The following is a 20,608-nucleotide window of genomic DNA, read 5'->3' on the forward strand; positions in this document are numbered from 1 at the left end:
AGTGGTACGGGGCGGTGAACCTTTCCTTGGCTTCGTTCTGTAATGATGTAAAAGCGTAAAAATGTGAATCTGTAAAAGTGAAGTGAAGGACTTATGGGTTCATATATTGTGCGTGTTTTTGGTCACTTTGGGCTTTTGGGGGCGTGGAATGTGGTGCGAGGATTGGGGGGAAGTGTCTTCGTGAATGGAGGGGAAATGAAGGGTGCTGTGCGTTGGTTTATGTAATGCAACACACCATGAAAGTAAGTATACATATACTATATGTATACTACATGCTTTACATGTGTTTTTTCGTACTTTTAACATATATATTTTGTGTGTTAAGCATAAGCTTTAAGTACTATGAGGATGGTGGCGTTTTTTTAACAAGTGAGAAATTGATTAACTAATGCTTGATAGTAAAGCAGTATGTTGTTAAGGCTATTCTTTGAAAGGAGGCTCTTATTTCTGGTGTAGGAGCTTCTCAGAAGAGAATGCAATTAATAGGGGAGTTAAGATGTCAAAATATTTATTTCCGTTACCGCTTGTATTGGTGGCTGGTTGTGCATCTATCAGTAATTATTCATCAAGTTATGTCAGTCCAAATATTACGAAAGATGATGTAAAATTAATTGCTAACGATTTTGTTCGTAATCTTAAAAAACCTTTACCGCCCGCTACAACAACTCTTATTGTGAAAAAAAATAAAACAGAAGACAACTTTACTCCTGTATTTATTGATCTCTTGCGACGGAATGGATATAACGTGATCTATACAGATCAACCAAACAAACAGCAAAATGGTGTAATCTTGACTTATCAAATAACGCCAATAAAGACAGGTATCATGTCTATGGTTTCTTATGATGAGGTTGGAGTAACGCGTTATTATGTCCGTACTTATAATAGATGAAACCCCTTTACCGGTTTGTCTCAAAGAAGTAGATAATGAAGAAATGTGTTTCAGGGAAAATGTTGGGATTGAATTAATCAATAAAAATTTGCAGATGTGAAATTGCATATTCAGACGATAGTTATTCGTAGTCTCGTTTACAATTTCAGTGTTGTAACGAAGAAAGATGTCGTTTTATCTGTTTGCAATTCTTCATGTTCTGTCTCAGTTATATAGCGCTTTTATCGTTTCTGTCTTATAGAAAATTACTTTCTGTTCTACGGCTCTATATGCCAATCTAATAGTCAGATCTGATCAATCAAATTCATATGAGCTCTTTACAGAAATCTGTTGTTTGAGATTGTTGTAAAGGTGTTTTGTTTTTATCAAATTATCGCGTGGTGGTTTGGGAGTTTCCTTTGGCTGCGTTCTGTAATGATGTAAAAGCGTAGAAATGTGAATCTGTAAAATGAAGCGGAGGATTTGTGCTTTGTGAGAGCTTTTATCATGGCATGGAGTGTGGTGGGAAGGATTGGGGGAAGTGTCTTCGTGAATGGAGGAGAAAGTTGGGATGAAGAGTGTTGTTGAAGTGCGTTTTCTGGAGAAGAGTGTGTGGGGAATAGCTGTGAACAGATTGCAGAGCTGATGTGTAAAGAGATGTGAAGAGAGAAAAATCGTGGTTGGCGTTTATATTCTATGCGGAGCTTAACAATTATATTTTTATGGGGGATATTCGTGAAATGGGTGTGAGAAGAATTGAGAGGTGTTTTTTAATAAGTGGATGAATGAGCAATACAATGAAATCCCATTTAGGGGAAATCCCATTTAGGGGAAATCCCATTTAGGGGAAATCCCATTTAGGGGAAATCCCATTTAGGGGAAATCCTATTTAGGGGAAATCCTATTTTAGCTCTTGTTGTTTTAGACATTGTGTTTTGTATGAGGGGCATTTTGCAGGAAAGATGTTTTGAGGGATGTGGCTCCCCTTAAAGAAAAACACAAAAATATCAAAAGAAAAATATAAAAACTTGACAAGGTAAATGTAAAAAGGTATCATAATGATACAATCGGAATTGTGCGTTTAAATCAGATGAGATCTTTTGATAAGATTCTGTGAGAGGGGTGGGGGTGTTTTTCCAAGGTTCTGGTGTTTGTTATCCTATTTTGAAGTTTGTTATCCTATGATGTCGTAAACCGGTGTCGTGAACCGTTTTTTGAGATCTGGTGGTATCAGGCGGGCAAGGCTTTAGGCTGAGGGGAATATTGGCAACGGATGTCGATTGATGGGCTTTTGTCTAATCAGAAATCAACCACAAGATTGCTTTTTGTTTTTTCGGTTTGAGTTCTCTAAAGTTTTTTAAAAGGGCGTGTTCTTTTTCGCTATAGGTGTCTTGATCATGGGGGAGAGCATTTTCCTTTGTGGGAATATCTGCTTTTATCGCAATATCGGCATAAAAAAAGGTAATGGGAACTTTTAAGATGTTGGCAATTTCTTGTAAGCGTCCCGCGCTTACACGATTGAAGCCTTTTTCATATTTTTGGATTTGTTGAAAACTGACGCCTAAATAGCTTCCTAACTCTTTTTGAGAAAGTCCCATTGAAATGCGTCTGTGACGAATTCTTTTGCCTATCGAAATATCATTGAAATGTGAATTTTTAGTTTGCACTTCAAGCTCCCCTCCAGTTGCGAGCGCCCTCGCATGAGTATTCCGGGAGGTTGAAAGCACTGAACTCAAATCAGCTTTTTGCTTTTAGTGCTGACAAGCACTTGGACATAGCAAAAACTCCCGGAACTCCGGGATACCCACAAAGTGGGGTAAATTAATGTTTGAGTTTTCGGGCTTCAACTCCCTATTGATCGCTGCGTAGACGATCAAGGCACCTTTTGAGTGATAAAGTAATTTCAAAAGATTGGCAAGAACAATTAAAAGATTTGGAAAATGAGAGCATTTTTTTGTATCTTAAAAACTGTCTCATTATCTTCTTATGCCTTATGCCTTATGCCTTATGCTGTAAAATATTGTCATTTGAGGTAGGGTGAGATGGGGGCATTAGAGGCAAGGATATGCCGTCGACGGATCTTCAAGCATATCAATAATTCGGGCATATCAATAAGGTGCTTTTTGTGAGAGTGTCTGGATATTTGAGGGTAGGGGTTATCTATCCGTGTCTGGTGAAACAATATCCTTTGAGGGGTGGTGAGGGGTGTTTCCCAAGTGCAATATACGCGATAAAAGTTGAATTGTTTACAGACTCTTGTTTATTGAGTGGTGGGCTGGTTTGGAAATTTCGTTTGGTTGTTTTCTGTAAAGATGTAAAAGCGTAAAAACGTGAATCCGTAAAATTGAAGTGAAGGATTTATGTGTTGTATGCTTTTGTCTTGGCATGGAATGGGGTGAGAGGACTGGGGAACGAGTCTGCAAATGAAGTGGAAAGCTAGGATGAAGCATGTGAAAATTGGCGCTGTGGGAGAAGCTTTTTGGTGTGTGTGTGAAGCTTTGTCTTTTGGGTGGGTCTTTGCTTCGAAGCGGAATTGATCGGTATTTGTAGGAGCTTTCGCTCTTTGTGTTGGAGAGGGATGGGTGTAAGAATATTCAGAGAAGGCTTGCTTGTTGAATCCGTTGTTTGAGGGGTATGGTGTGCTGATCTGTCTAAGTGCTTGGTAGGAGGAAACTGCTACAAGATGTCGGATTCTTGACAACGCAGTGTAAGACGCTGGGGGAAAAATTTCGTTTGGCTTCTTTCTGTAAAGATGTAAAAGCGTAAAAACGTGAATCTGTAAAATTGAAGTGAAGGATTTATGTGTTGTATGCTTTTGTCTTGGCATGGAATATGGAGAACTAGGGGACGCGTTTGTGAATGGAGCGGGGAAAGCTGGGATGAAGAGGGGTATAAATCGCGTTGACTGGAGAAAAGTGTGTGAGGGAATATTTTAGGGCAGCGCTTATCTGTCGTGTCTGATAAAATTGCCTTCTTTGAGGTGTCGTGATCTGAAGCTTATATTTAAAGGATGTTGGATATATTGGCGAGGGATGTTGATGGGTGTGCTTTTGTCTAATCAGAAATCAACCACAAGATTGCTTTTTGTTTTTTCGGCTGGAGTTCTCTAAAGTTTTTCAAAAGGGCGTATTCTTTTTCGCTGTATGTGTCTTGATCGTGGTGTAAGGCATGTTCTTTTGTGGGAATATCTGCTGTTAAAAGGTCCGCATAAAAAAAGTTCATAGGAACCTCTAGTTTTTTAGCAATTTCGAGCAAACACCCCGCGCTTACACGATTTAAACCTTTTTCATATTTTTGGATTTGTTGGAAACTGACACCTAAATGGCTTCCTAATTCCTTTTGAGAAAGTCCCATTGAAAGTCGTCTATGGCGGATTCTTTTACCTATTGAAATATCATTGAAATGTGAATTTTTAGTTTGCACTTCAAGCTCCCCTCCGGTTGCGAGCGCCCTCGCATTGGTATTCCGGGAGTAGTAAAGTACTGAGCTCTAGTCAGCATTTTTGCTTTTAGTGCTTATCACACCTGGACATAGCAAAAACTCCCGGAATCCCGGGACACCCACAAAGTGGGTTCATTCTTACGCTAGAGCTTAGGGCTTTACTATCCCTTATTAATCGTTGCGTGGACGATCAAAATATCCTTTGAGTGATAAAGTAATTTCAAGGGATTGGCAAGAACAATTAAAAGATTTTCTAGTCTGTTATATTGTAAAATAGGGATGTTTGGGGGGGGTGGTAATCTGATGTTAGTAGGGGAATTTACTGGGGAAGAGGTTGGATGATAGTTTAAAACCGGTGCGGGGTGGAAGCTTTATTCAGCAGAGGAAAATTTGCTTTTTGAAGTCGAATTGTAGATCAGAGCTTATCTGGCGTGTTTGATAAAATTGCCTTCTTTGAGGTGTCGTGATCTGAAGCTTATATTTTAAGGGTGTTGGATATATTGGTGAGGGATGTTGACGGGTGCGCTTTTGTCTAATCAGAAATCAACCACAAGATTGCCTTCTGTTTTTTCGCTTCGAGTTCTCTAAAGTTTTTTAAAAGGGCGTGTTCTTTTTCGCTATAGGTGTCTTGATCATGGGGGAGAGCATTTTCCTTTGTGGGAATATCTGCTGTTAAAAGGTCCGCATAAAAAAAGTTCATAGGAGCCTCTAGTTTTTTGGCAATTTCGAGCAAACACCCCGCGCTTACACGATTTAAACCTTTTTCGTATTTCTGGATTTGTTGGAAACTGACACCTAAATGGCTTCCTAATTCCTTTTGAGAAAGCCCCATTGAAATGCGTCTGTGACGGATTCTTTTGCCTATTGAAATATCATTGAAATGTGAATTTTTAGTTCGCACTTCAAGCTCCCCTCCGGTTGCGAGCGCCCTCGCATGAGTATTCCGGGAGGTTGAAAATGCTGACACTCGGATCAGCTTTTTGCTTTTAGTGCTGAAAAGCACTTGGACATAGCAAAAACTCCCGGAATTCCGGGATATCCGCAAAGCGGGATAAATTTATGTACCGAGCGTTCGGGTTTTCAACTCCCTATTTGACCGTTGCGTGGACGATCAAAAACACAAGCCTATCAGTAAAGTAGTTTCGGAAGATTGGCAAGAACAATTAAAATGTTTGCTGTACGGTTATACTGTAAAATAGGGATGTTTGGGGGCGGTAATCTGATGTTAGTAGGGGAATTTATTGGGTAAGAGGTTGGATTATAGTTTAAAACCGGTGCGGGGTGGAAGCTTTATTTAGCAGAGGAAAATTTGCTTTCTGAAGTCGAATTGTAGATCAGAGTTTATCTGGCGTGTTTGATGAAACACCATTCTTTGAAGTGTGAGATAGCCATATGAAATAATCAGCAGGGGAATCCGTTAGAGTGAGAAGCTGAGTTGTTGACAAATCCGTGTTTATAGAGCAGAGCGGGGTGGTGATGTGGGCGTTTCATTTGGTTTTTTTCTGTAAAGATGGAAAAGCGTAAAAACGTGTATCTGTAAAATTATGCGGAGGATTTGGGCTTTATGTGGGTTCTTGTCTTTTAGGGTGTGGTCTCATTTTTTATTGTTGATGGCTTGTTAAATTTTGTTGCTGATTTTCATGTCATTTTTTGTGTTTGAAGTATTGGTTTTTCTTTAGTTGGAAGGAACATGATGATGGTAGGTGAACATTGTCTTCCCTTACGTCGAAAAGGGCGTAAAAAAACAACTTTGAATAAAACAACAAAGCGATTTAATGAAGCTCTTTTGACAGCCGCTGAGCAGGCTGGATATCACTATGGTGAGGATGGGCTGGTGTCTTATCTTCAATATCATGCGTTGAATAATCCTGTTCCTTTTTTTTCGCTGTTGGCAAAAGTCTTGCCTCTTCAGGTTACGGGAGAAGCAGGGGGAGATGTTAAAACAGTTTCGCGTATTGAGATTGTGCCAGTGAAGCCCAAAAATACTGAACCGGAGAAGCCTGATCCTTTGGTCACTGAGGCTTGAAGCTACGAGAAAATGTTGGGGTTGGGCATATGATGTTTAAGGGATATAGTCTTTGAACGGGGATGCTAGGTGTTTGTCTGAAAGCTTATGATTGAAATTGCGGTGAGGGGCGTGTGCTTTAGGCGTGTGAGCTGTGAAGTTGTTGGGCTTTGGTGGGGGAAGCATGAGGGCGTGGACTGGAGGAGACTTCGGTGCATATGGTGTTTTTTGGGGGGTACATGGTGTCTGGGGTGGTCTGTGTGAAGCGGCGAGGGCAAGATGCTTTTATGGCGATGTGTGAGGGGCGCGATACCTGAAAGATGTTGGGGAGTGCTTGATGATATTTGCTGTTTTGGATTTCTGGTGAAGGTTTGGTCTTTTCTCGTTATTGAAATGGGGGAGATGTTAAAGCAGTTTCGTGTATCGAGATTGTGCCAGTGAAGCCCAAAAATACTGAACCGGAGAAGTGTGATACCTCGATAACTGAGGTTTGTGATATTGAAAAATGTTAGGTTGAGGTGGATGATGTGGGGTGATGTCTTGGAAGGGGGATGCTTTGGTGATTGCCTATCTTGAGGGGATTGAAGCGGAGGCTATCGTGCTTGTAGGCGCTCGTGATACTGGGAAGGGGCTTTGGTAAATGATGCCGTAAGGGCCCGTGTGCTGGAGGGTTTGGTGCAGGGTATTTGTGTGGTGGATATGGAACAGTGTTTTGATGGGTGAGGGGCATGAAACTTGAGAGAAGTGTTATGCTTGCGGGATGCATGTGTTTTGGTGGGGTATCTTGGGGGATAAAGTGTGAGGATTGGTGATGCTTGAGAGGCATGGTCTTGGAGGATGTTGGGCTTTGGATATGCCTGAGAGCGTGTGCTGAGGCTATGATTTGGGGGGATACTGTGCTTGTGGTTGGGGGATGACAGGCGCGGTGTTTGAGGGGGGGCTTTTGTGCCTTGAGGGCTTGGGGCGCATAGGTGGAGTCAAGGGGATCTCATGTAAAAAAGTGAAATTTATTGAACATGTGCGATGAAGAAAAGATAAAGCGCTGCTTTTGAGAAGGGCGTTTTTCGTTCAATTGCTCTTTTTGTTCAATTGCTCTGGGATAATGAAATTTGGGATAAGCAAAAGGGTGCAGCGCAATTATTGCTAAAGTATGAAAATTTATAATGACAACGGTTCAGAAAATTTCTCAAAAAATTGAGCAGAAAACGGCTCAAGTAGCTCTTATTCCAAAGCTTATTCCTGTTTTTACTGGAAATGCCGATGTGCGAGCCGCTTGGGGAGGACGCGGTTCTGGAAAAACACGTTCTTTTGCTTTGATGTCGGCCGTGGTGGGATATCGCCATGGAATGGCTGGAGAACGCGGTATTATCCTTTGTGCACGGCAATTTCAAAATTCTCTCAATGAAAGTTCGTTGGAAGAAATTAAACGCGCTATCGAAGCTTATTCTTTTTTACAAGACTATTATGAAATCGGCGATAAATATATTAAGTCAAAAGATGGACGGATTGTCTATGTGTTTGCTGGGCTTGATCGCAATATCGCAAGCATTAAATCAATGGGGCGCGTCTTCCTTTGTTGGGTGGATGAGGCGGAGCCCGTGACCGAGACCGCTTGGCAAACACTTATTCCAACTTTGCGCGAAGAAGGAAAAGATTGGAATGCAGAATTATGGGTGACATGGAACCCATGCCATGAAAATGCACCCGTGGAAAAACGTTTCCGAAATGTCGATAATCCTCATATCAAAGGGGTGGAAATCAATTGGCGCGATAATCCGCAATTTCCTGAAAAACTCAATCGTGATCGAATGGACGATTTACAGCAAAGACCAGAGCAGTATAACCATATTTGGGAAGGAGAATATCTCCAAGCTGTGCAAGGCGCTTATTATCAGAAATGTCTGCTCGAAGCCGAGATGGAAGGGCGGATTACCACTGTTCCACGGGACCCTTTGATGCAGGTGAGAATCTTTTGGGATATTGGGGGAACAGGTGCAAAGGCCGATGCTACCGCATTGTGGGTGGCGCAGTTTGTTGGACGGGAAATCCGAGTGCTCGATTATTATGAAGCCCAAGGACAACCTCTCTCAGAGCATGTGGGGTGGGTCTTTCAAAAGGGATATGATAAGGCTCTTATGGTCTTGCCTCATGATGGCGCAACAAAAGATCGTGTCTATAATGTGAGTTTTGAAAGTGCTCTTCAACAAGCTGGTTTTCAAACCAAAATAATTCCTAATCAAGGAACAGGCGCTGTTAAAATGCGTATCGAAGCCGTAAGGCGGTTGTTTCCTGCACTATGGTTTAATCGTGAAACAACATCTGCGGGGAGAAAAGCGCTCGCCTGGTATCATGAAAAGCGTGATGAACAGCGCAATATTGGTCTAGGGGCTGAACATGATTGGGCTAGCCATGGGGCCGATGCCTTTGGACTGATGTGTGTGGCTTATGAACAACCAAATGCTAGAGTGCGAAAAAAAACTTATCGCTCTTCTCACCATTCTCAAACTTCATGGATGGCTTTTTAATGAATATGTCTACAAATTCTTCTTTTGATCAAATCGAAACGCTTGAAAATCAAGCTCTTTTTAAAAAACTCGTGGGTTGGTATCAGGATGATATTACCCATGTCGAAAAATGGCGAAAAAATGCCCAAGAAGATTACGATTTTTATAATGGGCGGCAATGGAATGAGCAAGACCTTGCCGTCTTGCACGAACAAAACAGACCGGTGATGACTTTTAACCGTATTGCACCTTTAATTAATGCTGTGATCGGTGCTGAGCGCAATAATAAAAGACAAGTCCAATTTATTCCACGACAAGAAGGTGCAGCTTTTGCTAATCAGATTCTGACAGGAGCAGCCGAATGGTTTCGCGATGAAGCCGACGGCGAATACGAAGATTCCGATGCTTTTCAAGATGCAATTATTTGCGGCATGGGCTGGACAGATACACGCCTTGATTATGAACAAGATCCACAAGGAAAACCAATCATTGCGCGGCTGGACCCTATGAAAATGGTGTGGGATGCAAGTGCTGTTAAGTCTAATCTCATTGATGCTCAACGCTTATGGTATATTGATGAAAAACCTCTTGCCGTAGCGCAGCAAATGTTTCCCAATGTTCATTGGAGCGATCTTCATGCTGATTGGGTGAAACATCAGAGCTTTTTACAGCCAACCAGCAATGGGATAACACAAAGTTATCAGGTAGAGGGAGAAGAGGCAAGCTGTTATCAACGTCCTAAAATGGTGACATTGGCAGAATGTCGCTGGTTTGAACGCGAGGTGGTTTATAAAGTCCTTGAGCCGCAAAGTGGAAAATTTATCGATTATTCAGAGCAGGATTTCCAAAATTTAAGCAAAACCTTTCCTCATATTCAAGCAACAAAGTTGACCAAAAAAATTGTCAAACGGGCATTTTTGGGCAGAAAGCTGCTCGAAGCGCCTGATAAGCCCTTGGTTCCACCCAATCAATTGGGATGGGAGTGTATTACCGGTACTTTTGATAAGTTAAGCCGACAATTTTACGGAATTGTTAAGCCAACAAAAGATCCGCAACGGTGGGCAAACAAATATTTTAGTCAAGTGATGCATTTGCTCAATAGCCAATCAAAAGGCGGCATTATGGCAGAACGCGATGCTTTTGATGATGATCGACAAGCCGTCGAGAGTTGGGCTAGAGCCGATAGCATTACTTGGTTGAAAAGTGGGGCTGTCTCTGGCGGAAGAATCCAGCCTAAACCCGTGGCACAATTTCCGCAAGGTTTTTTTCAATTGTTTAATGAAGCAAAGAGTGCTCTCGAACAGGTGACGGGGTTGTCTTCTGAATTTATTGGGACACGAGCTGTCAATCAGCCTGGCATTCTTGAACAACAACGGCGACAATCGTCACTTAATCTTTTGGCTTCCTTTTTTGATGGGTTGCGTCGATATCGGCAACGACAGGGAAAAATTATTCTCTATCTTATTCAAAATTATCTCTCCGATGGGCGGTTGGTCCGTATTGCCGGGGATGAAAATGCTCAATATGTTCCACTGACACGCGAAATGGTGACAAGTTTGGAATATGATATTGTCGTGGATGATGCGCCAACAAGTCTTAATGAAAAAGAGCGTACTTTTGCATTGATCATGCAATTGCTTCCTTTGATGCAAAATTTTGCAACGCCAGAGATTATGCTCGATCTTTTACGCTATTCGCCTTTACCCGCTTCACTCATTCATAAAATCGCTATAAAGGCGCAAAACGCTCTCCAAGAAGAGCAAAATGCCTCAGCACAGATGGGGGGTAATGTGGGAACAGAGCAGATAATGCAGATGTTGCAGACAGTAAAGGCTCAACAATAGGACGCTTTGTCATGCGCGACTTCTGATAAATTCCATCTACCAGAAATTGCTTATCGATACAATTTCCATAGCATAATGTCGTCTTCCTTTATCTTCGAAGAGCTGTTTTATGGGACTATTCCTGTTGGGGAAAACAGGGTGGAGAGGGAGTTTTGCCGTTATGTGGGGTGAATATGGTGGGGAATGGTGGGCGCAAAATGGGCTTATCGATTTCCATAGTGTGCATGGGCTCCCTTTTCTTAAAAGAACTGTTTTATAGGGCAGGATTGTTGGGGAAAAATCGAGGTGGAGAGAGGGAGTCTTGCCGTTATGTGGGGTGAATATGGTGGGGAATGGTGGAGCCCAAGTGATGGGAGAGCATTGAGGGAATAAATGCTCACAGGCTGTTTTATCTGAAAAATTTAATTTTATTGTTAAAAAAAAGAAAAGGCTAATGTCATGGATCAAGAACACTTAACGCCGGCAGAACAAAACCAATTAAAACAAGATTTTCTGGTCTCAACACAAGAGGGAGAAGATGGTGAAATTGCAAGAGAAGAAAAAACTCTTGAAGATAATTTCCAAGGGCAAACGCATCAAAAACAGTCCTCTTCGCAAAAGGTAGAAAAAGAGGTTCAAGGAGGAGAAGATGTTCCACCAGATCCACAAAAAGACTTTATGGGCTATATGCAATGGTTGGGAAAAACACTCCAAAAACAAGGGCTTTTACATGAAAAACCCCAAGATAAACCGACTGTTTGTGAAGCAGAACAGTTGCACGCATTCTATCAACAGTCTGTTGCCAGTGTTAAACAAAAACATCATGATTTTGATCAAGCCGCCGATTTTATTTATGAAACGCGGGCTAAACAGTTGGCTGCTTGTGCTTCACTCTATCCTGAGATGGCAGATCCCCAAAATATTGATGCGATAATTGGTGATGAGTTGAAGCAGATCTTGCACGATTGTGCGCAAAAAAATCAAAACCCTGCTGAAGTGATTTACACGATTGCACAAAAAATTGGCTACACAAATGTTCCCAATAACATGGATGAAAATTTACAGGAAAGACACAATTCTGCGCGTACTCTTGCTGCTTATAACGGTTTAACGCCAAATGGGCCGATTTCTTTGGATATGCTTGATAAAATGTCAGAAGCAGAATTTAGCGCTTGGGTTGCTGATCCTAAAAATAAAGCTGCTTTTAATCGTTTAATGGGGGGAAGAGAATTTTAAAAACAAAAATGTGGCAGGGTCTTTTGCGGGAACGTGGAGCGGCTTTTGGGGCGTGAAGGTGGCAGGCGTTTTTTGAGGGAACAGGGGCGGGGGGAGTGGGGATTTCTCAAAGCACGGATGCGGTGAGGAGAGCTCTTATAAGGAGGAGGCAGACGCTAACAGAAATTAGATAAAACTCACGAACAAACTATTCACCATTTGAAATAAAATGTGGTGTTTTAACAACCGGCGCTTTGCCGGGTTTTTTATGTCAATAAAACTTTTAGAGGACAAAATGACTGTAACTTATATCGGACTTAATGACCCAATGGCAGTGCGCACATGGTCTAAATTATTAAACCAAGAAGTCTCAAAAGCACTTCCAATTGCACCGTTGATTGGAAATGATTCAAACAGTATCGTACAATTAAAGGATGAAACCACGAAAGCAAGTGGGGATGCCATTAGCTTTAATTTGCGTGTGCAGTTGCTAGGCGATGGGGTGAGTGAAGGGCAGACATTGGAAGGCAATGAAGAAGCTTTACAGTTTCTCAATGATCGCTTGGCAATTAATGAACTCGTTCATGCTGTGCGTGTCAAAAATGAGGGAACAATTGATCAGCAACGAATTCTCCATGATTTGCGCACCGAGGCAAAAAATGGTTTGGTTGATTGGTATGCAGATCGTCTGAGTATGATGTTCTTCATTCAAGTGTGTGGTTATACCGCAAAAGCTATTAACTTTGAGGGACGTACGATTACTCTTAAACCTGTCCATTATGGGTTTAATGCGCCAACGGCACCAACCAATAAACGCGTGGTACGTCCTAACGATAAAGCAAAAGATGAGGACTTAAAAGAAGGCGATGTTTTTGATCTTAAGCTCATTGATAAAGCTGTCGAACGGGCTAAATTGGCAAATCCTAAAATTAGACCTGTGCGGATTGATGGCGAAAATGTCTATGTGCTTTATCTCCATCCAACCCAAGTGACGCAATTGCGAACCAATACAGATGCGGGGCAATGGCTCGACATTACTAAGGCAATCTATAGTGGAAGTCGTATCAAAAATCCGCTCTATGATGGGTCTTTGGGCATGTATAATGGTGTGGTTTTACGCGAAGCTGAACATATTACCGAAGGGGTTGAATCTGGGACGGCAAATAAAGCTGTACCAAATGTGCGGCGGGCTGTTCTGCTTGGTGCGCAGAGTGCTGTGATTGCTTTTGGTAAAGATCGAGGAGCAACACGCTATAAATTGGTGGAAGAACTCTTCGACTATGAAAGAGAATTCGGGGTCGCGGCAAAAACCATTATCGGTATGAAAAAAACTTGCTTTACCTTGCCAGGAAGTACGCAAGGGGCTCAGGATTTTGGCACTATCGTCATCCCAACTTATGGAGCGCCCGCTTAAAGCGAATGTTTGCTCTCTTCCCCCAACAAGAGGGATCTGTTGGGGGAAAAATTTAAAATGCTTCCAGAAACAAGGACAGGCTTATGACCACTTTATCCACTGATCCCCAAAATCTAAACCTTACACATTCAGACCATTCTAAAACTTTTGCTTATATGGTCGCGCTTATTCAAGATGAAATTGACGATACAACAGCGGAATATTCCCTGCAAATTCAAGATTCAATTTTTACGGCTTTGCGTTTGTGTGAACGCGAACCCTTTTTCTTTAATGAAAAAAGAGAAAGGACGTTTAAAACACAAAGTGGTAAAACATGGTATGGGCAAGAAGAGGGAATTTGTATTAAATCAGAAAAGGTTTTAGAGAGCGTCTTTTTAGCAACAAACGATGAAACACCAACAAAATTGTTCTTTAAGCCCTTGGAAGTGTTGCATCAACAATATGGCGCGCATCCTGTACTGGGAACGCCATTCTTTTATACGTACCTTGATCAAAAAATAGGTCTCTTTCCAACACCAGAACATGTGGAAACCGTAAAGCTCTCGTATGCTCCTATTCATATTGCGGATGAACAGCTGAGAGAAGATGATAATCCTTGGTTGCTTCATGCTTTTGATCTTATTAAAGCGCGGGCAAAATATGAATTGTATAAAAATATCCTTAAAGATCCTGAATATGCCGCCGTTTCTTTCAGAGATTTTCAAGAACAGCTTCAAGCTTTGCGTATTGAAACATCGCGTCGAAAAGGTTCTTCAAAAATTCGTCCAATGCGTTTTTAAAAGGCTTTTTTCGAAATCGTTTATGGCGGGCGTTGAAGGTTGGTTTGTCCTTTATGGTTGGATGCGCGTTGGGTGTTGATGGTGAAGCGCTGGTGTTTGGCGTTGGGCTCCACCATTCTTTATGGTCACATTTTGCTCGATAAATGAGACAGCCTGAGGTTGTGTATTATGGTACTTTATGTCCTTAGAGTTTTGTTCTAAGGGCTTTTATGGTTAGTTTTATCAATAAGCCTTGGTGTTTTGAATGGCACTGGGCTCTTTTAGAGATTTTATGAAGGGTTTTAAGGCTCTTTCCCAATCATGGGGATTGGTGACGACGGTTGGTTTTGGTTAGGCGCTGGTGGATGGCGTTGGGCTCCACCATTCTTTATGGTCACATTTTGCTCGATGAATTAAACAACTTGAGGTTGTTTATTTTCTTGCATTTTATGCCTTTAGAGTTTTGTTCTAAGGGCTTTTATAGTTTTTATCAATAAGCCTTGGTGTCTTGAATGGCACTGGGCTCTTCAAAGATTTTATGGGGGCCTTAATGGCTTTTTCCCCCGTCATTGTGGGTGATTGCGGGCAGTTGATTTTGGTTTGGCGCTGGTGGATGGCGTTGGGGTGGCTATTATTGATGGTATCGTTTTTTTGATGCATTAAACAACCTAAGGTTGTTTATTTTCTTAAATTTTATGCCTTTAGAGTTTTGTTCTAAAGGCTTTTGTAGTTTTTTTTATTATTAATAAGCCTTGGTGTCTTGAATGGCACTGGGCTCTTCAAAGATTTTATGGGGGTCTTGATGGCTTTTTTCCCAATCGCTGATTATCGACCCGATGTGGCGGATATCAATGGAATTTTTACCGATGAACTTGTTAATGTGCTTCCAGCTGATGGCTCCTATATTCCTATGCCAAGTTTTGAACCTTTATCAGAGCCTTGTCCGGAGCCAATTTTAGGCGCTCTTGCGGTTAAAACAAAAAATGGGGTTTCTATTATTGCTGGGACAAGAGAAAAAATCTACTTGCTTGATAATACAACAATGAAGTGGAGGGATATTAGCCAAAAAGGAAAATCTTATCTTGCTAATATCGATGCTCCGTGGTCTTTTGCTTTGTTTGGTGATTTGATCATTGCTGTTAATGCCAATGATAGACCACAAGTGATCGATATTAACCATGATAAAACATTTAGAAATTTAGGAGGTAATCCGCCACAAGCGGGGATTGTTCGAATCTGGGGAGATTTCGTTTGTTTGATGAAATTAACCGAAAATCCAAGACGGGTTCATTGGTCTGGATTGAATGATGCTGAATTTTGGACCGTGGGGAAAAAAAGTTGTGATTATCAAGATTTTCCTGATGGCGGATTCGTCCAAGGGGCAACCGAGACAACAAATCCAATTATCTTTATGCGTTCTGCAATCTATGCCGGTTCTTTTATCCCTGGATCAAAGATTATTTTTAGTTTCCAAAAAATCCACGATAAACGAGGCGCTAAAAATGCTGAATCAATCGTTTGTCGGGGCGATTTAGCATTCTTTGCCGATGAGGGCGGTTTTTATCAAATAACAAATGAGGGACAGATTATCCCTATTGGGTTCGAAAAAGTGGATCGAACGATGACAGCAAAATCAAGGAAGGATAATCTGTACACCCTGTCGGCTGCTATCGATGGGGTGTATAATCGTGTTTATTGGATGGTTGATTCTGATGAGAACATTCATAAACGGATCTTGCTCATTTATGATTGGGGATTGCAAAAATGGACAAAAGCTCTCGTCGATATCAAAATGATATTGCCTATTTTCTTAGCCGGAACAACCCTAGAAGGTCTTGATTTTGTGACTAAGAATATTGACGATTTGTCCTTTTCTCTTGATAGTAAAGTGTGGAGAAATGAATCACCTATGCTGGGGGCATTTGATCAACAGGGCAGACTGGGGTCGTTTTCTGGGTGTCCTATGGCTTGTGTCGTGACATCACAAGAAATGGGACAGACAAATGGCATGATAACACGCGTGAAAAATATTATGCCTCAAGTCAATAGTGGAAAGTTTTATTTGTCTGTGGGAATGCGCTTTCGACAATCTCTTGAAGAGGAAACTGTTTGGTTGCCAGAAAAACAACCCTCTTATAATACTGGACAAATTCATTGTCGCGCAAGGGCACGGTTTTATCGCTTTAAATTGCGTATTCCTGAAGGGGTGAATTGGACTCATGTCACCGGATTTGATGTGGAATTGACGTCTGCCGGCATGCGATAGGCATGCCCTTTTATAATACCATGCGATAGGCATGCCCTTTGTAATACCATGCGATAGGCTCAAAGCCTCTATTATTAAAGAACAAATGCCCCATAGGCTTCCCAAGCCTTTATAATATCAAAGAACAATGTGGTGCGTTATGTTTCATGCTTTTCTGCAATAAAGGAAAAATAGGCTGCACCATGGTTTCTATAAAGTAGGAATGGCGTATTCCCTATTTCTTGTTACAAGGGATGATGGGGGATTATTTTTTGTTGTGGTGTCTCTCTTCTTCTTTTTGAAAGTTGTGCGGTAAGCACGAATGCGTGAAGTATGCATGGGGATGCGTATTGCTCAAAGAGGGGGTGACAAAGCTAAAAGAGCCCAAATTATGATGCTTGAGAGTCAAGATTTATATTCTGCTCATCTGACAGAGCAGTGGCCATGGGAAAAAATAGCTCCCTATCAAGAGGCACTCAATGCTGCATTGAAAAAATATGCGCAGCGCTTTCCGGATGATGTTTGTCTGGAAAAAATTGCTGAAGAAATCGCTACAGGACAAGCACAATTGTGGCTGGTCTTAAAAAATAAAATCCAATTTAGTGCTTTTGCAATTACCAAAGTTGAAATAACCCATACGGGAAAAAAATGCGTCGTTCTCTCAGATCTTGCGGGAGAGGGAGGGCTGAAATTGGTCAAGTTGATTGATGAAGTCGAAAAATGGGCGCGAACAATCAATGCGGACGAAATGCACATGTTTGGAAGAACTGGATGGGCGAAAAAGCTCGCTCATCACGGATATTCTCGTAATCTTATTCAATATAGAAAGGTTCTGGGTTCATGAGTAGAAAAAAAACACCTCAAGTACAGACAACAACACAAACAAATGCACCACCCGCTTGGGCCGCTGATATTCTTAAACAAGCCAGTGCTAACGCGCTTGGACTTTATAATAAAGGAATTGGTGGAAACGTTTATCAGGGAGAGAGAGTTGCCGGTCTTAGCGATATGACAAAAAATGCGCTAACTGGTTTACAACAAGCAGCAGGGCTCTATAATAATCCAACGGTAACGCAATGGTTGAATGCACCAACCAACAGCGCTACAAATCTTTCCGGTATGGCTAAGGGAAGCTGGATTGGAAGCAATAGTAAATTTAATACTGCATTGCAAAATGCTCTGAATAAAACTTCTGATGCGATTAATCAATCTATGTCTGGGGCAGGACGTTATGGTTCTGGCGCTCATACTGGTGTGCTGGCCGATGAGTTAGGCGCCTTGGCAACAAATGCTGCGGTACAGCAGTATAATCAAGATATTAATAATATGATGAACGCGAACCAGATGATTGATCGCTCTCAGCAGGATCAGGTTAATGCAGCAAATAGCTATTATCAAGGACAGAGTAATGCGCAAAGCAATGCTTTGAAAGGAGGAATGATTCAAGATATGAATCGTCAAAATGTCTTAGATGCGGAGCGCCAAAAATGGTCAGAAAAAGATAATCAAGATTGGAATCGCTTAGAACGCTTGTTACAGGTAGGAACACAGGCCGCTGGAAATTACGGAACAACTTCAGGAAAATCTACAACAATACCTTCTGTGACAAAAGATCCGTTGCGTGATGCGCAGCAAGTGCTTGGATTGGTCGGAGGAATTTTAGGGCTTTGTGACGTAAGAGCAAAAGAAAATATTATCCCTGTGGGGCAGAAAAAGGGATATCCACTTTATACCTTTAATTATAAAGGAAATCCACAACGTTATCAGGGCGTTATGGCGCAAGATGTGTTGTGTGTGAAGCCTGAAGCTGTTTATGTCAATGCAAAAACAAAGTTATTGCATGTTGATTATGACAAAATAGGTTTGAAAATGGAAAAAGTGAAAATGGAAAAAATACCGGCATCTAAAAATAAAGTTGCGGCTTTCTTTTCTTCATTTTTTGCTCGTTTTCCCTTTTTGAAAAAAGAGTATCTTCTATGAGTTCGATTTATGATTGGTCAATTGTTGCATCAGAAAATGCTTATGCCGATGAAAGTATAAACTGGGCAGAAGGGCAACCGCCAAGCACAGTCAATGATAGTGCTCGCGCTATGATGCAACGCATTAAAGAATATTTGTTGGATAATGGGGGCGGGATTGAAACACAGTTTACTGTCGATGTGGAAAACGAGAGGACATCACTTCGTTTGGCAACAAAGTCTTTTTTTGAGACTTATATGGATGGCATTGTTGTGCGCTTTAAAGCACAAGGCGTCAATAGAGGAAAGACAAATATTTCTTTGAATCAATTACTTCCACGACCAACTTATATGGCAACGCCAGAGGGTATCATGCCTTTAAAAGGGGAGGAAATTCAAAAGGGGGGGCTTTATGAAGTCGTCTATACGCGTGATATTGCCGGAAAAAATGCTGATGGCTGGTTTTTAACCAATCCTACTATAAAACTTCCTGAAATCCCTCCCTTTCCTCCTTTGCCTGAAACTTTTTCTTCTGGATTTATTGGGACTTTTGCTACAGAAAAAATACCCTCTGGATGGCTGCTGTGTGATGGTAAAGAATATTCGCGTAGGAACTATGCTAATCTCTTTGCTGTTTTGGGAGAAACATGGGGAAAAGGAGATGGGAGAACAACATTCAATGTTCCCGATTTGCGTGGAATGTTTTTACGGGGGCTCGATAGTGGAAAAGCAATTGATAAAGGACGTCGCTTGGGAAGTCGACAAGAAGAGTCTTTTAAATCTCATACCCATGAAGGAAAAACAAATTCAACAGGTAACCACCAGCATAGTTACCCCATGATTGAAAAGGTAGTTTGGGATATGAATCACGGTGAATATTATAGAAATCTGGCTCAAATTTACAATAAAAATTTGTTGACAGGTCCTGCGGGAGAGCATGAACATAAGGTCTTGTTGCAAAAAACAGGGGGAGATGAAACACGTCCTGTCAATGTGGCGGTGGTTTATGCTGTCAAAGCCTGAGAATGAAAGCTGTGTGAGAGAAAGATAAAAATGCTTGCAAAATGTTTGTTATGAAAAAAGTCTTATAGAATATATTGTGCAGAAAGTTTTGAGGCGCTTTAGAAAAAAAACTCAACTCTCTTTATTCTTTTATTTTTTGTGCTGCCTTTGTTGGATGCCTAAAGGTGAGTTTATCTATTGTTCTTTAGAGGATCAAGACAGTGATTATTAAAGATAGGGAAAGAACAAAAAACTTTCTTTATTCATGGCGTTTTTTGCTGAGGAATAAAGATTTTATCCCAAATGCCTCTCTCTTGTGGTATCGTGATCCATTGTTTCAAGTGCTGGGTTTAAACCGCTGCTGTGCGATGACAAAAAGCCCCTAGATAATTTTATCCTATTATAGCGTAAAGTACCGTCATTAAAACACTATTATTGAAGGTGGTGATATCAGTAAGATAGCTTAAAGTATTTAATACATTAGCAACTGTTCTGGGGAGGATTTGCTTGGTTAAGTATTATGCAAGTGAATCATATAAATAATGAGCAGATATGGAGCTCCTTCAGAGGAGTTGGATTGTTTACAAACCGATGTGGGGCTAAAACCTTTGTCCTTTGAGGGTGGTGGGAAGAGGTCAACGGATATGTTTATTTAAAGTGAGAAAAGGCAAAATGAAGCACTCCCTTTTTTGGCAAAGCATGTAGGAAAAAAGGCTCCTCTTTGCTTTCAAAATGGGTGTACTGTTGGCTAGAAGCAGCAGGTTGGTGATGCGTTGTAACGTATGGTGAGGCATTGAACTCTCTGAGATGGCATTTTGTGCTTATCAGGAAACTTCTTGAAACAGGATGAGAGTGATACGAGAAAATCTGTAAGACAATAGTTTGTTTCGTTGTGTTGTAAAATACCATTGTTTGAGATGCGGTTAAAATTTTATGCATAGGGTGTTTTTCGTCTGTGAGTATTCCTAAAGCAGTGTTTTTTTTGTAGAGTAACTCTAAATAGGGACGCATTACAAAGAGGCATTTGAAGGGGAAAGCCAAGTTAAATCTGTTAGATAAGAAGCCAGATTGTTTACAAACTATTGTTTATTGATTGGCATTATTTAAAGACCGGTGTGGGCGTTGTCATTTTGGGAAAGGTTGATACAGCATGCAAGGTGATCAAACATTTTTCTTTGATTATCAGGTGATAAAGTCAACATTTTAGGTGGAAAATAGAGTATAATCTAAAAAAATACCTTGTAAAAATTTTCGATGAGGAAATTTTTTTTAAAGCCTTTCATATGGTTGTCTGAGGTTGTCTGAGGTTGTCTGAGGTTGTCTGAGGTTGTCTGAGGTTGTCTGAGGTTGTCTGAGGTTGTCTGAGGTTGTC

Annotated in this window: 16 protein-coding genes; 13 read left to right on the forward strand and 3 right to left on the reverse strand. The window is 41.2% G+C overall.

Translation table 11 applies throughout. The annotated features are described in order from the left end of the window. The first annotated feature begins 93 nt into the window (after positions 1-93). Positions 94-225, forward strand: a complete 132-nt coding sequence (locus tag ACFIM8_RS07095) for a hypothetical protein (RefSeq protein WP_375607031.1) — start codon at positions 94-96, stop codon at positions 223-225. Between the two features lie 271 nt (positions 226-496). Continuing rightward, the gene (locus ACFIM8_RS07100) at positions 497-892 is read left to right on the forward strand and encodes a hypothetical protein (RefSeq protein WP_375607030.1); all 396 of its coding nucleotides are present in this window, start codon (positions 497-499) and stop codon (positions 890-892) included. A gap of 1,274 nt (positions 893-2,166) precedes the next feature. Here ACFIM8_RS07100 and ACFIM8_RS07105 read toward each other — a convergent pair. The 3 genes from ACFIM8_RS07105 to ACFIM8_RS07115 form a co-directional block, all read right to left on the reverse strand. Next, the gene (locus tag ACFIM8_RS07105) at positions 2,167-2,538 is read right to left on the reverse strand and encodes a helix-turn-helix domain-containing protein (protein WP_375607029.1); all 372 of its coding nucleotides are present in this window, start codon (positions 2,536-2,538) and stop codon (positions 2,167-2,169) included. Positions 2,539-3,925: 1,387 nt separating this feature from the next. Further along, positions 3,926-4,294: a helix-turn-helix domain-containing protein gene (locus tag ACFIM8_RS07110; protein ID WP_375614713.1), complete on the reverse strand. Its 369-nt coding sequence runs from the start codon at positions 4,292-4,294 to the stop codon at positions 3,926-3,928. Positions 4,295-4,844: 550 nt separating this feature from the next. Continuing rightward, the gene (locus ACFIM8_RS07115) at positions 4,845-5,213 is read right to left on the reverse strand and encodes a helix-turn-helix domain-containing protein (RefSeq protein WP_375614714.1); all 369 of its coding nucleotides are present in this window, start codon (positions 5,211-5,213) and stop codon (positions 4,845-4,847) included. 795 nt (positions 5,214-6,008) lie between these two features. Here ACFIM8_RS07115 and ACFIM8_RS07120 point away from each other — a divergent pair. From ACFIM8_RS07120 to ACFIM8_RS07170, 11 genes are all read left to right on the forward strand, one after another. Further along, positions 6,009-6,338, forward strand: a complete 330-nt coding sequence (locus ACFIM8_RS07120; protein WP_375614724.1) for a hypothetical protein — start codon at positions 6,009-6,011, stop codon at positions 6,336-6,338. 1,142 nt (positions 6,339-7,480) lie between these two features. Next, entirely contained in the window at positions 7,481-8,842 is a 1,362-nt protein-coding gene (locus ACFIM8_RS07125; protein ID WP_375607027.1) for a PBSX family phage terminase large subunit, read from the forward strand. Then, on the forward strand, positions 8,842-10,665 hold the full coding sequence (locus tag ACFIM8_RS07130; RefSeq protein ID WP_375614715.1) for a portal protein: 1,824 nt from the start codon (positions 8,842-8,844) through the stop codon (positions 10,663-10,665). Before ACFIM8_RS07125 ends, ACFIM8_RS07130 begins: the two co-directional genes overlap by 1 nt. 109 nt (positions 10,666-10,774) lie before the next feature. Beyond that, positions 10,775-10,924 carry a hypothetical protein gene (locus tag ACFIM8_RS07135; protein WP_375614716.1) on the forward strand — a complete coding sequence of 50 codons (150 nt, stop codon included), beginning with the start codon at positions 10,775-10,777 and terminating at the stop codon, positions 10,922-10,924. A 179-nt stretch (positions 10,925-11,103) separates the two neighbouring features. Then, the gene (locus tag ACFIM8_RS07140) at positions 11,104-11,880 is read left to right on the forward strand and encodes a hypothetical protein (RefSeq protein ID WP_375614717.1); all 777 of its coding nucleotides are present in this window, start codon (positions 11,104-11,106) and stop codon (positions 11,878-11,880) included. A 274-nt stretch (positions 11,881-12,154) separates the two neighbouring features. Next, a complete protein-coding gene (locus ACFIM8_RS07145) occupies positions 12,155-13,273 on the forward strand; it encodes a N4-gp56 family major capsid protein (protein WP_375607024.1) in 1,119 nt (372 codons plus the stop codon). 83 nt (positions 13,274-13,356) lie between these two features. Beyond that, positions 13,357-14,052 (forward strand): hypothetical protein, encoded by a 696-nt coding sequence (locus tag ACFIM8_RS07150; RefSeq protein WP_375607023.1) that lies wholly within the window; start codon positions 13,357-13,359, stop codon positions 14,050-14,052. 781 nt (positions 14,053-14,833) lie between these two features. Continuing rightward, on the forward strand, positions 14,834-16,297 hold the full coding sequence (locus tag ACFIM8_RS07155) for a hypothetical protein (protein ID WP_375608194.1): 1,464 nt from the start codon (positions 14,834-14,836) through the stop codon (positions 16,295-16,297). Between the two features lie 370 nt (positions 16,298-16,667). Then, a complete protein-coding gene (locus tag ACFIM8_RS07160; RefSeq protein ID WP_375607088.1) occupies positions 16,668-17,120 on the forward strand; it encodes a hypothetical protein in 453 nt (150 codons plus the stop codon). Continuing rightward, entirely contained in the window at positions 17,117-18,256 is a 1,140-nt protein-coding gene (locus ACFIM8_RS07165; RefSeq protein WP_375607021.1) for a tail fiber domain-containing protein, read from the forward strand. The genes ACFIM8_RS07160 and ACFIM8_RS07165 overlap by 4 nt, the downstream gene beginning before the upstream one ends. Continuing rightward, positions 18,253-19,257, forward strand: a complete 1,005-nt coding sequence (locus ACFIM8_RS07170; RefSeq protein ID WP_375614718.1) for a phage tail protein — start codon at positions 18,253-18,255, stop codon at positions 19,255-19,257. The genes ACFIM8_RS07165 and ACFIM8_RS07170 overlap by 4 nt, the downstream gene beginning before the upstream one ends. The last annotated feature ends 1,351 nt before the right edge of the window (positions 19,258-20,608 follow it).

The organism is Bartonella sp. AC535YNZD (assembly GCF_042196625.1).
Lineage (GTDB): Bacteria > Pseudomonadota > Alphaproteobacteria > Rhizobiales > Rhizobiaceae > Bartonella.